The organism is Pseudomonas bubulae (assembly GCF_900618535.1).
GTDB classification, from domain to species: Bacteria; Pseudomonadota; Gammaproteobacteria; order Pseudomonadales; family Pseudomonadaceae; genus Aquipseudomonas; species Aquipseudomonas bubulae.
The window spans coordinates 348677-361845 of record NZ_UYJA01000005.1 but is presented as its reverse complement, the minus strand read 5'-3'; the positions used below and the strand labels follow the sequence as shown (position 1 = coordinate 361845).

Genomic DNA, 13169 nt, shown 5'->3' with positions numbered 1-13169 from the left:
TCGTGATTGTTAGTCCATTAAATGCACCAAAAATGTCTGCCAAGCGGTTGCGTAACGCACTGGTGACGGGCTCTGCGCTCTTTTGTTTGTTCGGTGCGGGTCAACTGTGGGCATTCAGTCTGGATGACGTGGCGGCTGAGGCTAAAACCCTCGCCGAGCAGAAGTACCAAGCGCCGCGCAGCAATTTGCCAAAGGAATTCCGCGACATGAAGTTCGCGGACTACCAGAAAATCCAGTTCAACCGTGACAAGGCCCAGTGGGCGGGTGACAAAACCCCGTTCAAACTGTCCTTCTATCACCAGGGCATGCATTTCGACACGCCGGTGAAAATCAACGAAGTGACCGCCACCACGGTTGAAGAGATCAAGTACGACCCGAGCCGTTTCGACTTCGGCGACGTCAAGTTCGATCCTAAAGCCACCGAAAACCTCGGTTGGGCGGGTTTCCGCGTGCTGTATCCGATCAACAAGGCGGACAAACAGGACGAGATCATGACCATGCTCGGCGCGAGTTACTTCCGCGTTGTGGGCAAGGGCCAGATCTATGGTCTGTCGGCCCGTGGTATGGCGATCGACACGGCATTGCCGTCGGGCGAAGAGTTCCCGCGCTTCACCGAATTCTGGATCGAAAAACCCAAGCCTAACGACAAGCATCTGGTGATCTTCGCCCTGCTGGACTCGCCACGGGCTACCGGTGCTTACCGCTTCACCCTGCGCCCGGGCGTGGACACGGTAGTGGACGTCAAGGCGCAAATGTTCCTGCGTGACAAGGTAGGCAAGCTGGGCATCGCTCCGCTGACCAGCATGTACCTGTTTGGCGCCAACCAGCCGTCCAAGGTCCTCAACTACCGTCGCGAACTGCACGATTCGTCGGGCCTGGCCATTCACGCCGGTAACGGCGAGTGGATCTGGCGTCCGCTGAACAACCCGAAACACTTGTCGGTAAGCAACTTCGCCGTTGAAAACCCGCGTGGTTTCGGCTTGCTGCAACGTGGCCGTGATTTCAGCCACTACGAAGACCTGGATGACAACTACCATAAGCGTCCAAGCGCCTGGATCGAACCACAGGGCGACTGGGGCAAAGGCTCGGTTGACCTGGTAGAAATTCCAACCGCTGACGAAACCAACGACAACATTGTTGCTTTCTGGAGCCCGGACACCCTGCCGGAGCCGCTCAAGCCGTTTGATTTCGCTTATCGCCTGCACTGGACCATGGATGAAGCAGCTCTGCACCCGGCCGACAGCGCCTGGGCACAACAGACCCTGCGTTCGACCGGTGACGTCAAGCAATCCAACCTGATCCGCCAACCAGACGGCAGTGTGGCGTATCTGGTGGACTTCGAAGGCCCGTCCCTCAAGGCTCTGCCGGAAAATGCTGCTGTGCGCAGCCAGGTCAGTGTGGGTGACAACGCCGAACTGGTTGAAAACAACGTGCGTTACAACCCTGAAACCAAGGGCTGGCGTTTGACCCTGCGGTTGAAAATCAAAGACCCGAGCAAGGCCACGGAAATGCGTGCAGCGCTGGTCCAGGACGTTGAGCCGGCTGCGGCCGCCAAAGCGGATAAGGCACCTGAGACCAAAGCCGAGAAAGCTGCGGCCAAGGCACAGGACAAGAAAGACCACGCAGCCAAGGACGCCAAGGCGCCTGAAGCGACCCCAGCCACTCCGGAGCCGGTCAAGACTGAAAAAGTGCTGACCGAGACCTGGAGCTACCAGTTGCCAGCCGATGAGTAATGCTCAGCCCCACCCGGCCTCGCTCAGCGAGTACCTGGCGCATTTACCACTGAGCGATGAGCAGCGCGCGGAACTGGCGAACTGCACCTCGTTCGCCGAGTTGCATGCGCGCTTGTCGGCGCAGAGCGACGTGGATGCTGCCGAGGCCGCTCAGGCTTCGGTGGGCACGCGTCTGAACCTGACTTCGGCGGCTGAACTTGAGGAAGCAGAAATGCTTGCCCTCGACGCCAGCGGCCGGGTCATGCTCAAGGCTACGCCGCCGATTCGCCGTACCAAGGTAGTGCCAGAGCCATGGCGCACCAATATCCTGGTGCGTGGCTGGCGGCGCCTGACCGGACGCAGCAACCCGCCCAAGCCGGAAATCGACGAACGCGTCCTGCCCAAGGCCCGCTGGCGTACGGTGGGTTCGATCCGCCGCTACATCCTGCTGGTGTTGATGCTCGGCCAGACCATCGTTGCGGGCTGGTACATGAAAGGCATCATGCCGTACCAGGGCTGGTCGTTCGTTGACCTTGAAGAAGTATTGCACCAGCCGTTGATGCAAACGGCCCAGCAAGTGCTGCCCTATGCCCTGCAAACCAGCATCCTGATCCTGTTCGGGATTCTGTTCTGTTGGGTGTCGGCGGGTTTCTGGACCGCCCTGATGGGCTTTCTGGAACTGCTGACCGGGCACGACAAATACCGTATTTCCGGCGCCAGCGCCGGTAATGAACCGATCCCGGAACAAGCGCGTACCGCGCTGGTGATGCCGATCTGCAACGAAGACGTCACCCGTGTATTCGCGGGTTTGCGCGCGACTTACGAGTCGGTGGCCGCCACCGGCGACCTGGACCGCTTCGACTTCTTCGTCCTCAGTGACAGCAACGACCCCGATATCTGCGTTGCCGAGCAACAGGCGTGGCTGGATGTATGCCGCGAAACCGAAGGCTTCGGGCGGATCTTCTACCGCCGTCGCCGCCGCCGTGTAAAACGTAAAAGCGGCAACCTCGACGACTTCTGCCGTCGCTGGGGCGGTGATTACAAGTACATGGTGGTGCTCGACGCAGACAGCGTGATGAGCGGTGAGTGCCTGACCAGCCTGGTACGCCTGATGGAAGCTACGCCGGACGCCGGTATCATCCAGACCGCGCCACGAGCCTCGGGCATGGACACGCTGTATGCGCGCATGCAGCAGTTCGCCACCCGTGTGTACGGCCCGCTGTTTACTGCCGGCTTGCACTTCTGGCAGTTGGGTGAATCCCACTACTGGGGTCACAACGCAATTATCCGCATGAAGCCGTTTATCGAGCACTGCGCCCTGGCGCCGCTGCCGGGCAAAGGCGCTTTTGCGGGCGCGATCCTGTCCCACGACTTCGTGGAAGCCGCGTTGATGCGCCGTGCCGGTTGGGGGGTGTGGATTGCCTACGACTTGCCGGGCAGCTATGAAGAATTGCCGCCTAACCTGCTGGATGAACTCAAGCGTGACCGTCGCTGGTGCCACGGTAACCTGATGAACTTCCGCCTGTTTCTGGTCAAGGGTATGCACCCGGTGCACCGTGCGGTGTTTCTGACCGGGGTGATGTCGTACCTGTCGGCACCGTTGTGGTTCTTCTTCCTGCTGTTGTCGACGGCCCTGCTGGCGGTCAACACGCTGATGGAGCCACAGTACTTCCTGGAACCACGGCAGTTGTACCCGTTGTGGCCACAGTGGCACCCGGAAAAAGCCGTGGCGCTGTTTTCCACCACCATCGTCTTGTTGTTCCTGCCCAAGCTGCTGAGCATCATTCTGATCTGGGCCAAGGGTGCCAAAGAGTTCGGTGGCAAGTTCAAAGTAACGCTGTCGATGCTGCTTGAGATGCTCTTCTCGGTGCTGCTGGCACCGGTGCGCATGATCTTCCACACCCGCTTTGTACTGGCCGCGTTTCTGGGCTGGGCGGCGACCTGGAACTCGCCACAGCGTGACGACGACTCCACGCCGTGGAGCGAAGCCGTACGCCGTCATGGCCCGCAAACCCTGCTGGGTGCGGCATGGGCTGCATTGGTGCTGTGGTTGAACCCGAGCTTTTTGTGGTGGCTGGTACCGATTGTCGGTTCACTGATGTTGTCGATCCCGGTTTCCGTGATCTCCAGCCGGGTGAAACTGGGCCTCAAGACCCGTGACGAAAGCCTGTTCCTGATTCCTGAGGAATATGCGCCGCCCCGTGAGTTGTCGGCTACCGCCGAATACACCCATGAAAATCGCTACCATGCGCTGCATGACGGTTTTGTCCGGGCCGTGGTTGATCCGCAGCAGAACGCATTGGCCTGTGCTTTGGCGACCTCGCGTCACCGGGAAGCCGAGCCGATTGAGTGGTTGCGTACCGAGCGTGTGCGTCATGCACTCAAAGTCGGTCCAGAGGGCGTTACCAACAACGAGCGCATGCAGTTGTTGAGCGACCCGGTTGCCCTTGCACGCCTGCATGCGCTGGTGTGGAGCGAGGGGCACGAAGGCTGGCTGAACGCCTGGCGTGAGTCGGTTGCTGCCGACCCTCACGCACCGCTGTTGCCGTTGCAGCCTGCAGCTTGATCCTTCGTGAGCAACCCGTTTCCGCTTTAAGTGGGAGCGGGCTTGCTCGCGATTGCATCACCTCGTAATACCTGTTGCACCGCGTCGCTTGTATCGCGAGCAAGCCCGCTCCCACAGTGACTGTATCCCCCGGCCATTGGCCTTTTCTGTTTCAAAACTCGTCTCACAACCCTCAGTGAGTTAGCATCCGTTTTCGAATGGGTGAGCGCCCGGCTTTATTGGCTTTTTGCTTCAAGCCAGCCGCAGGCCAACACCTTAATTGAGTAGGTGAGGGGGAGTTGATGATGAAGAAGTTTGTCTCGAAACTGCTGTGCGGTGTCACTGCACTGCTGGCGATCAGCGCAGCCCATGCAGGCGCAATTGATGATGCGGTCAAGCGTGGCACCTTAAAGGTGGGCATGGACCCTACCTACATGCCCTTTGAAATGACCAACAAGCGTGGCCAGATCATTGGCTTCGAAGTTGACCTGCTCAAAGCGATGGCCAAGTCCATGGGTGTCAAGCTGGAGCTGGTGTCTACCGGTTACGACGGCATCATCCCGGCCCTGATGACCAACAAGTTCGACATGATCGGCAGCGGCATGACCCTGACCCAGGAACGCAACTTGCGCCTGAACTTCAGCGAACCCTTCATTGTTGTGGGCCAAACCCTGCTGGTACGCAAGGAACTGGCTGACAAGATCAAGTCCTACAAAGACCTCAACGACCCGCAATACCGCCTGACCTCGAAAATCGGCACCACCGGCGAAATGATCGCCCGCAAGCTGATGTCCAAAGCCCAGTACCACGGCTACGACAACGAGCCTGAAGGTGTGCTGGACGTGGTTAACGGTAAGGCTGATGCCTTTGTATACGACGCGCCTTACAACGTTGTAGCCGTCAACAAGTTCGGTAACGGCAAACTGGTGTTCCTTGACCAGCCATTCACCTACGAGCCACTGGCCTTCGGTCTGAAGAAGGGTGACTACGACAGCATCAACTTCATCAACAACTTCCTGCACCAGATCCACGAAGACGGCACTTACGATCGCATCCATGACAAGTGGTTCAAAGACACCGCCTGGCTCAAGGACATGGAATAAGGCTGATTGAATCATCGCGGGCTTGCCCGCGATGACGGCCTCCCTAGCGATACAAGACGTGGAACCTGAAAGTGATCAAACAAAAAAAAGCCCAGTGGCCCTGGCACGTATTGACCGTGCTGGTGCTCATCGGCCTGGCGGGGGCTTTGTATTACGCCACCTCGCTGATGTCTTACGAATGGCGCTGGAACCGCGTCCCCCAGTATTTCGCTTATCAGGCCGAAGAAGCCCAGCGGGCTGCTGAGCACTCGACCATCATCGAACTGGTACGCAAGGGCGACACTGCCGAAGTGCTGCTGCGCGGTGATGATGGCAATGAACAACGGGTGAGCGTTGCCGGCAATAGCCTGCAACTGGCCGAAGGTGACGAAGTCGACGAAGGCGATGTGATCGGCGTCAACCGCCACTGGGCTGCGGGGCCGCTGCTGTGGGGCCTGTGGACGACCGTCTGGCTGTCGCTGGTGTCTGGCGTACTGGGCTTGATTATCGGGCTGGTTACGGGCCTGTGCCGGCTATCGAACAACCCGACCCTGCGCGACCTCTCGACACTGTACGTCGAACTGGTCCGTGGCACGCCGTTGCTGGTGCAGATTTTTATCTTCTACTTCTTTATCGGCACCGTACTCAACCTGTCCCGCGAATTTGCCGGTATTGCCGCGCTGTCGCTGTTCACCGGTGCGTATGTGGCTGAAATCATCCGCTCGGGCGTGCAGTCCATTGCTCGCGGGCAAAACGAAGCGGCCCGCTCGCTGGGCCTCAACGGCAGCCAGTCGATGCGCTATGTGGTGTTGCCGCAGGCGTTCAAGCGGGTGCTGCCGCCATTGGCCGGGCAATTTATCAGCCTGGTCAAGGACACTTCGCTGGTGTCGGTGATTGCCATTACCGAACTGCTCAAAAGCGGTCGGGAAGTCATCACTACCTCGTTTTCGCCGTTCGAAATCCTGTTCTGCGTAGCGGGCCTGTACCTGTTGATCAACCTGCCGCTGTCGCATTTCGCCAGCCGGCTTGAGCGGAGGCTCGCGCAAAGTGATTGAAGTTCGCGAACTGGTAAAAGTCTTCGACACCCGCGGCCATATCGTGCGCGCCGTGGACAACGTCAGCACCACCGTCGCCCAGGGCGAAGTGCTGGTGGTGATTGGCCCGTCGGGTTCCGGCAAGTCGACTTTCCTGCGCTGCCTCAACGGCCTGGAAGACTTCGACTCGGGCTCCGTCAGCATCGACGGCCTGGATCTGGCCAACCCCAAGACCGACGTGAACGCCTACCGGCGTGAAGTCGGCATGGTGTTCCAGCATTTCAACCTGTTTCCGCACATGACCGTGCTGGAAAACCTGTGCCTGGCGCAGAAGGTTGTGCGCAAGCGTGGCAAGACCGAGCGCGAAGCCAAGGCCCGGGCATTGCTGGACAAGGTCGGGATCGGGCAAAAAGCCAATGAGTACCCGTCACGTCTCTCGGGTGGCCAGCAACAGCGTGTGGCAATTGCCCGTGCGCTGGCGATGGAACCCAAGGTGATGTTGTTTGACGAGCCGACTTCGGCGCTCGACCCGGAGATGGTCGGCGAAGTGCTGGACGTGATGAAGACCCTGGCCCGCGAAGGCATGACCATGGTCTGCGTGACCCACGAAATGGGCTTTGCCCGTGAAGTGGCGAACCGCGTGCTGTTCTTTGACCACGGCAAGTTGCTGGAAGATTCCGCCCCGGAAGATTTCTTCACCTCGCCCAAAGACCTGCGCGCCCAGGCGTTTTTGCGTCAGGTGCTTTAAGAGCAGGGCCTGCCTGCTTTTGTGGGAGCGGGCTTGCCCGCTCCCACAGGGGCAGAGGTTTCTAAACCTTGAACCGCCCCACCAATGTCTGCAAATGCGTACCCAGGCGCGCCAGTTCAACGCTGGAGGCTGCTGTCTCTTCGCTGGCGGCGGCGGTTTGCTCAGACACATCACGCACATTCAATACACTGCGGTTGATTTCCTCCGCCACCGCGCTCTGCTGCTCGGCGGCTGCGGCAATCTGCTGGTTCATGCCCTGAATCGTAGACACCGTGCGGGTAATATTGCCCAGTGATTCGCCTGCTCGACGGGTCAGCTCAACGCTGTTGTCAGTCAGGGCGCGGCTGCTGTCCATGCTGCTGGAGACCTGCTGGGTGCCGCTTTGCAGCCCGGCAATCAGCTCTTCGATCTCCTCCGTGGATTTTTGCGTGCGCTGCGCCAGGCTGCGTACCTCATCGGCCACCACGGCAAAGCCGCGACCGGCTTCACCCGCCCGTGCCGCTTCAATCGCCGCGTTGAGCGCCAGCAGGTTGGTTTGCTGGGCCACGGACTTGATCACGTCAAGCACACTGCCGATCTTGTCGCTCTCGCGCTTGAGATGGCCCATGGCGTCGGTGGAATGGCCGACTTCGATGGCCAGCTTCTCGATCTGGGCCAGGGCCTGCGCGACCACTGTGTCGCCTTCACGCGCCTGCTGGTCGGCCGCGAGCGCAGCCTCGGAAGCTTCTTCGGCATTACGCGCCACTTCCTGCACGGTTGCCGCCATTTCGTGCATGGCGGTAGCGACCTGATCGGTCTCGACCTTCTGGTTGTTGACCCCGGCGCTGGTTTGCTCGGTGACCGCCGAGAGTTCTTCGGCGGCACTGGCGATTTGCGTTATGCCGTCGCTGATACCGCCAATCAACTCCCGCAGGCCGGCAGTCATGCGCTGTATGGCTTGCTGTAGCTGGCCCAGCTCGTCGCGGCGGTCGGTCGGGTGGTCGTGGGTCAGGTCGCCTGCTGCAATGCGCTCAACGGTTATGAGGGTGCGTTGCAGCGGTATGACTATCTGGCGGGTAATAACCCAGGCAGCAATGATGCCCAGTACCAGTGCCAGCAGTGTGCAGCCGATCAGCAGGTTGGTAGCCTGGCGGCTTTCGTTGTTGCGTTTGGTGGCCTGCAGGGTCGAGAGCTTCTGGCTTTGCTCGATCAGGACATTGCCCTGCTGGTGCATGCGTTCAACGGCTTGATCACTGGCCTGGGTGCCCTGGATAAGGTCGGCGAAGGCACGTTTGTACTCCGCCACGGCGTTGAGCTGCTGCTCAACCAGGGCCAGGTCGTCGGGAGAGGTCAGTTGTTTGCGAGACAACGCCAGTGCGTTGTCCAGTTCGCTCAGTTGGTTGGTAACGCCGGCAAGTGCGCTTTCCCCGGGCTGGCGTTCATATTCGAGGCGGGCAATACGCAGGTCTTTGGTCAGGCTGATGATTTTCGAAATGTTGGCCAGCTTGTCGCCCCGGTCGATCACCGAGACCAGGCCGTTCCAGCCCGTGCCGGCAATCAGCAGGGTCAGCACCAGCACCAGGCCGAAGCCCAGGCAGAGTTTGCGGTTGACGCTGATATTGCCCAGCAGTTGGGCCAGCTGACGGTACATGGTGATACTCCTTGGAGGGGTATCAGGTCATCGGCGTCGTGGCCCGGAACTGAAGGACAGTTGCCGTTAGTGTGACGAAAGTCGCACCGCTCCTGGTCAGACCTTGAAACGGGCCACCAGGGTTTGCAGCTGTGTGCCTAGCCGTGCGAGTTCAATGCTGGAGGCGGCGGTCTGCTTGCTGGCGGTGGCAGTTTGCTCTGACACGTCGCGCACATTCACCACACTGCGGTTGATCTCTTCGGCCACCGCGCTTTGTTGCTCGGCCGCGGCCGCAATCTGCTGATTCATACCTTGAATGGTCGATACGGTACGGGTAATGGTGCTCAAAGACTCACCCGCCCGCCGGGTCAACTCGACACTGCTGTCCGTCAGCAACCGGCTGCTGTCCATGCTGCTGGATACTTGTTGCGTACCGTTTTGCAGGCCCGTGATCAGCACTTCAATCTCTTCCGTGGACTTCTGCGTGCGCTGCGCCAGGCTGCGTACCTCGTCGGCCACCACGGCAAAACCACGACCTGCCTCTCCGGCACGGGCGGCTTCAATTGCGGCGTTGAGGGCCAGCAAGTTGGTTTGTTGCGAAACAGCCTTGATGACATCCAGTACGCTACCGATCTTGTCACTTTCGTGCTTCAGATGTGCCATTGCATCAGTGGATAGCTGCACTTCCGCCACCAGGCGGCCAATCTGCTCAATGGCCTGGGCCACCACGGTGTCACCCTCCTGAGCTTGCAGGTCGGCGGTGATCGCGGCTTTGGACGCTTCCTGGGCATTGCGCGCGACTTCATGCACGGTGGCGGCCATTTCATTCATGGCAGTGGCGACCTGATCGGTTTCGATGCGCTGGCTGTTGACCCCTGCGCTGGTTTGCCCGGTAACGGCAGACAGCTGCTCCGCTGCGCTGGCAATTTGGCTAACGCCTTCGCCGATCCCGCAGATCAGTTCGTGCAAGCCCCCGCGCATGACTTCAATGGCCTGTTGCAGCTGGCCGGGTTCGTCACGGCGGGTTGTCGGGCGGCTCTGGCTGAGGTCACCGGCTGCCACGGCCCGGACAATATTGAGCGTGTCGCGCAAGGGCGTAACGATCTGCCAGGTGATGATCCAGGCCGCGATAATGCCCAGCACCAGTGCCAATGATGCGCAGACCAGCAGCGCGGTTTTGGCGTGTCGGGTATCGATATCCCGTTGGTCAAGTTGTGACAGGGACAGTTTGTTGCTCAGGTCGACCAGTGCATCGCCCAGTACTTGCAGTTGTGATAATTGCTTGTCGCTATTCACTTGGGAATCGCGAAAGTCGATAAAGGCAGCGCGGTAGTTCTTCAGCGAAGCGATGGCCTGCTCGAATTGAGGGGCATAGGTAGCGGGCAGTCGCTTACTGAGGCTGGCCAGTTCTGCCAGCGCTTGATCGATGGCTTCCACGGCAGGCACCGCGGCATCGATGTCGCCGGTGTGGGTGTAGCCGCGCACCTCGAAGCGGGCCTGCAACAGCGACCGGTTGACCTGGTTGACGCTGTTGAACTCGGCCAGGTTTTCACTCTGGAGCACGTCCTTTTCGATCCCGGCAATCTGGCTGAGGGCGGCGACGGATGTTGCACCGAGCTTGGCCCTGCTGACTTCGCGTGCCCGGGTCGCCTCATCGATAGTGGCGAAGATGCTCTTGTACTGCTCGACGGCCCTGATTTCGTCCTTGCTCATGCTCAGGTCATTGGCCTGGACCATCAGCTTGTTGGCGGCGACCAGCTGGTTACCGATCTTGTTGAGCAGGTCATTGACCTCGCCCGGGCCGTTTTCACCGTTGTTCTTGTCGTAGGTGACGCGGGCAATGCGCAAATCCTTGATCAGGGCGATGACCTGGGAAATATTGGCCAGCTTGTCGCCCCGCTCAATCACGCTGGTCAGCCCCTTCCAGCCGGTGATGGTGATGAGCAGGGTCAGCAGCAACACAAGGCCGAAGCCCAGGCCGAGCTTACGATTGACACTGATATTGCCTAGTGTGGCAGTCAACCAATGGTTCATGGACGAGTTCCTTTTTTTGATCGATTGGCATCGATAACAGCCGTCCATGGCTTCTTGAGTGATATTGAAGTGCTACTGCATCGGCTCGAGCGAGCAAATCTTAAGGAGGAAAAGAGGCTACACAAATGTCAGGGGCTGCTGCGGGCCTGGAATGCGCCCGCAGCGCCCTGCAGAGCGGTCTAGAACAGGCGGGCGAGCAGCGCCGTGACGGCGGTTTCGACCCGCAGGATGCGTGCGCCCAGTTGCACTGGCTGCAAGCCCGCCTTGGCCAGCAAGTCGATCTCGTAGGGGATCCAGCCACCCTCAGGGCCGATGGCCAGGGTTACGGCCTCATCCAGCCCGCGCGGGCAGGCCGGGTAATCCCCCGGGTGGCCCACCAGGCCCAGGGTGCCTTCCACCAGCGCCGGCAGGCGGTCTTCGACAAACGGCTTGAAGCGTTTTTCGATGATGACCTCGGGCAACACGCTGTCACGGGACTGCTCCAGCCCCAGGATCAACTGTTCGCGGATGGCTTCGGGCTCCAGAAACGGTGTCTGCCAGAAGCTTTTTTCAACCCGGTAGCTGTTGACCAGAATGATCTTGGGCACACCCATCGAGGCTACGGTTTGCAGCACCCGGCGCAGCATTTTCGGGCGCGGCAGCGCCAGCAGCAGGGTCAGTGGCAGTTTGGCGGGTGGCGGCAGGTCCAGGCTGTGGATAACCAGCTCAGCCTCTTTGGCCTCCAGACGCACCAGTTCGGCGCTGCCCATCAGCCCGCCAATGCGCCCCACGCGCAGGCTGTCGCCCACTGCAGCACGGTGAACTTCCTGCATATGCGTCAGGCGCCGGTCACGCAGGATCACGCGGTCGGCGGCAATGAAATCAGCCTCTTCGAGGAGCAGCAGGTTCACGCTTGTGGTGCTGGCGGTTGGGCGTCGTTATCGGCCGGTTGTTCGTCTGCGTCATCGCCACGCTTGTTTTTGCTGACCAGGCTGCCAAACAGGATGCCGATTTCAAACAGCATCCACATCGGGATCGCCAGCAAGGTTTGCGAGAAAATGTCGGGCGGGGTCAGGATCATGCCGACCACGAAGCAGCCGATAATCACGTAGGGGCGGATCTTGCGCAGGTATTGCACATCGACGATGCCGATCCACACCAGCAGCACTACGGCTACGGGGATTTCAAAGGCCACGCCAAAAGCAAAGAACAGGGTCATGACGAAATCAAGGTAGCTGCTGATATCGGTCATCATCGCAACCCCTTCCGGGGTGGCAGCGGCGAAGAACTTGAACACCAGCGGGAATACCAGGAAGTAGGCAAAGGCCATGCCGGCGTAAAACAGGAAAATGCTCGACACCAGCAGGGGCACGGCGATGCGTTTTTCATGCTTGTACAGGCCCGGTGCAATAAACCCCCAGATCTGATGCAGGATCACCGGAATGGCGATAAACAGCGAGACCATCATGGTCAGCTTGAGGGGGGTCAGGAACGGCGAGGCCACGTCGGTGGCGATCATCGTTGCACCCACCGGCAGGTATTCACGCAGCGGCGTGGAGACCAGGGTGTAGATCTGCTGGGTAAAGGCAAACAGCCCGGCAAAAATGATGAAAATCGCCGCGATGCAGCGCAACAGGCGGGTACGCAACTCGGTCAGGTGCGAAACCAGCGGCATTGGCTGGTCGTGTTCAGGCTTATCGCTCATGCGCTTAAGGGGCTCGCGGTGGCAGGGTGGGGTCGTGTGGCGCTGCCGGTTGCGGCGCAGGGGCGGACGCGGTTTTGCTCAGGGTCACGGGCGCAGCGCTCGCAGACTCTGGGTGTGCGACGGGAGCGGTACTGACAGGTGGCTCGGTGGGCGTTAACGGCTTCACAGCGTCCTGCAGCGGAGCCAGAATTTTCTTGGCTTCCTCTTCCATCGACAGGATATGTTCGTTGTGCAGCTGCCGACGTATTTCGTCCGCGCCGATTTCCCGTTCAACTTCCTGTTTGATCGCATTAAAGCTGCGTTTCAGGCGCCCGATCCACAGGCCCGCCGTGCGTGCAGCACCCGGCAAGCGCTCGGGGCCGAGCACCAGCAGGGCCACCAGGCCGACGAGCAGCAGTTCACTGAAGCTGATACCGAACATTAGTTTTGGCTCACACGTCTTTGCGGGTCGGCTCTTCGACTTTTTGCGCCTGCACGTCGATGGTGTGCGGCTCGTTCAGGGTCGAAGTGGTGTGCGGCTGCGGCGCGGCGGTTGGCTGCGCAGGTGGAACCACGGGCTCGGCAGGCTTTTCGTCGTCGTTCATGGCCTTGCGAAAGCCCTTGATCGATTCGCCGACATCCGTGCCCAGGTTTTTCAGTTTTTTGGTGCCGAAGACAAGGACTACGACTACCAGAATGACGATCCAGTGTTTCCAGTCAAAAATGCCCATGATCTGTTCCT

The 13169-nt window shown here is 59.9% G+C and carries 11 protein-coding genes and 1 pseudogene; 5 read left to right on the top strand and 7 right to left on the bottom strand.

The features are described 5' to 3' along the window. Positions 1-2: 2 nt before the first annotated feature. The 5 genes from PPTH39_RS18900 to PPTH39_RS18880 all read left to right on the top strand — a co-directional run bounded on the left by PPTH39_RS18900 (position 3) and on the right by PPTH39_RS18880 (position 7121). Positions 3-1733 carry a glucan biosynthesis protein G gene (locus tag PPTH39_RS18900; protein WP_095001089.1) on the top strand — a complete coding sequence of 577 codons (1731 nt, stop codon included), beginning with the start codon at positions 3-5 and terminating at the stop codon, positions 1731-1733. Further along, entirely contained in the window at positions 1726-4278 is a 2553-nt protein-coding gene (gene mdoH, locus PPTH39_RS18895; RefSeq protein WP_095017735.1) for a glucans biosynthesis glucosyltransferase MdoH, read from the top strand. The genes PPTH39_RS18900 and mdoH overlap by 8 nt, the downstream gene beginning before the upstream one ends. Before the next feature lie 284 nt (positions 4279-4562). Then, complete coding sequence (locus tag PPTH39_RS18890) at positions 4563-5360, top strand: transporter substrate-binding domain-containing protein (protein ID WP_016783160.1); 798 nt, start codon at positions 4563-4565, stop codon at positions 5358-5360. Positions 5361-5434: 74 nt separating this feature from the next. Continuing rightward, positions 5435-6394 carry an amino acid ABC transporter permease gene (locus PPTH39_RS18885; protein ID WP_370688616.1) on the top strand — a complete coding sequence of 320 codons (960 nt, stop codon included), beginning with the start codon at positions 5435-5437 and terminating at the stop codon, positions 6392-6394. Continuing rightward, a complete protein-coding gene (locus tag PPTH39_RS18880; protein ID WP_095000826.1) occupies positions 6387-7121 on the top strand; it encodes an amino acid ABC transporter ATP-binding protein in 735 nt (244 codons plus the stop codon). The genes PPTH39_RS18885 and PPTH39_RS18880 overlap by 8 nt, the downstream gene beginning before the upstream one ends. A 61-nt stretch (positions 7122-7182) precedes the next feature. Here the strand turns inward: PPTH39_RS18880 and PPTH39_RS18875 are convergent, their stop codons facing one another. The 7 genes and pseudogenes from PPTH39_RS18875 to PPTH39_RS18850 all read right to left on the bottom strand — a co-directional run bounded on the left by PPTH39_RS18875 (position 7183) and on the right by PPTH39_RS18850 (position 13158). After that, positions 7183-8751 (bottom strand): methyl-accepting chemotaxis protein, encoded by a 1569-nt coding sequence (locus PPTH39_RS18875; protein ID WP_130872299.1) that lies wholly within the window; start codon positions 8749-8751, stop codon positions 7183-7185. A 96-nt stretch (positions 8752-8847) separates the two neighbouring features. After that, on the bottom strand, positions 8848-9561 hold the full coding sequence (locus PPTH39_RS23905; RefSeq protein ID WP_370824329.1) for a methyl-accepting chemotaxis protein: 714 nt from the start codon (positions 9559-9561) through the stop codon (positions 8848-8850). Positions 9562-9702: 141 nt separating this feature from the next. Then, positions 9703-10764, bottom strand: a pseudogene (locus PPTH39_RS23900) (methyl-accepting chemotaxis protein); the annotation flags it as partial. Positions 10765-10943: 179 nt separating this feature from the next. Beyond that, positions 10944-11654, bottom strand: coding sequence for a 16S rRNA (uracil(1498)-N(3))-methyltransferase (locus PPTH39_RS18865; protein WP_095000829.1), 711 nt, complete (start codon positions 11652-11654; stop codon positions 10944-10946). After that, positions 11651-12448 (bottom strand): twin-arginine translocase subunit TatC, encoded by a 798-nt coding sequence (gene tatC / locus PPTH39_RS18860; protein ID WP_095000830.1) that lies wholly within the window; start codon positions 12446-12448, stop codon positions 11651-11653. Before tatC ends, PPTH39_RS18865 begins: the two co-directional genes overlap by 4 nt. A gap of 4 nt (positions 12449-12452) precedes the next feature. Continuing rightward, positions 12453-12869 carry a Sec-independent protein translocase protein TatB gene (tatB, locus tag PPTH39_RS18855; RefSeq protein WP_095000831.1) on the bottom strand — a complete coding sequence of 139 codons (417 nt, stop codon included), beginning with the start codon at positions 12867-12869 and terminating at the stop codon, positions 12453-12455. Positions 12870-12879: 10 nt separating this feature from the next. Further along, positions 12880-13158, bottom strand: a complete 279-nt coding sequence (locus tag PPTH39_RS18850) for a twin-arginine translocase TatA/TatE family subunit (protein WP_019825245.1) — start codon at positions 13156-13158, stop codon at positions 12880-12882. Between the last annotated feature and the right edge of the window lie 11 nt (positions 13159-13169).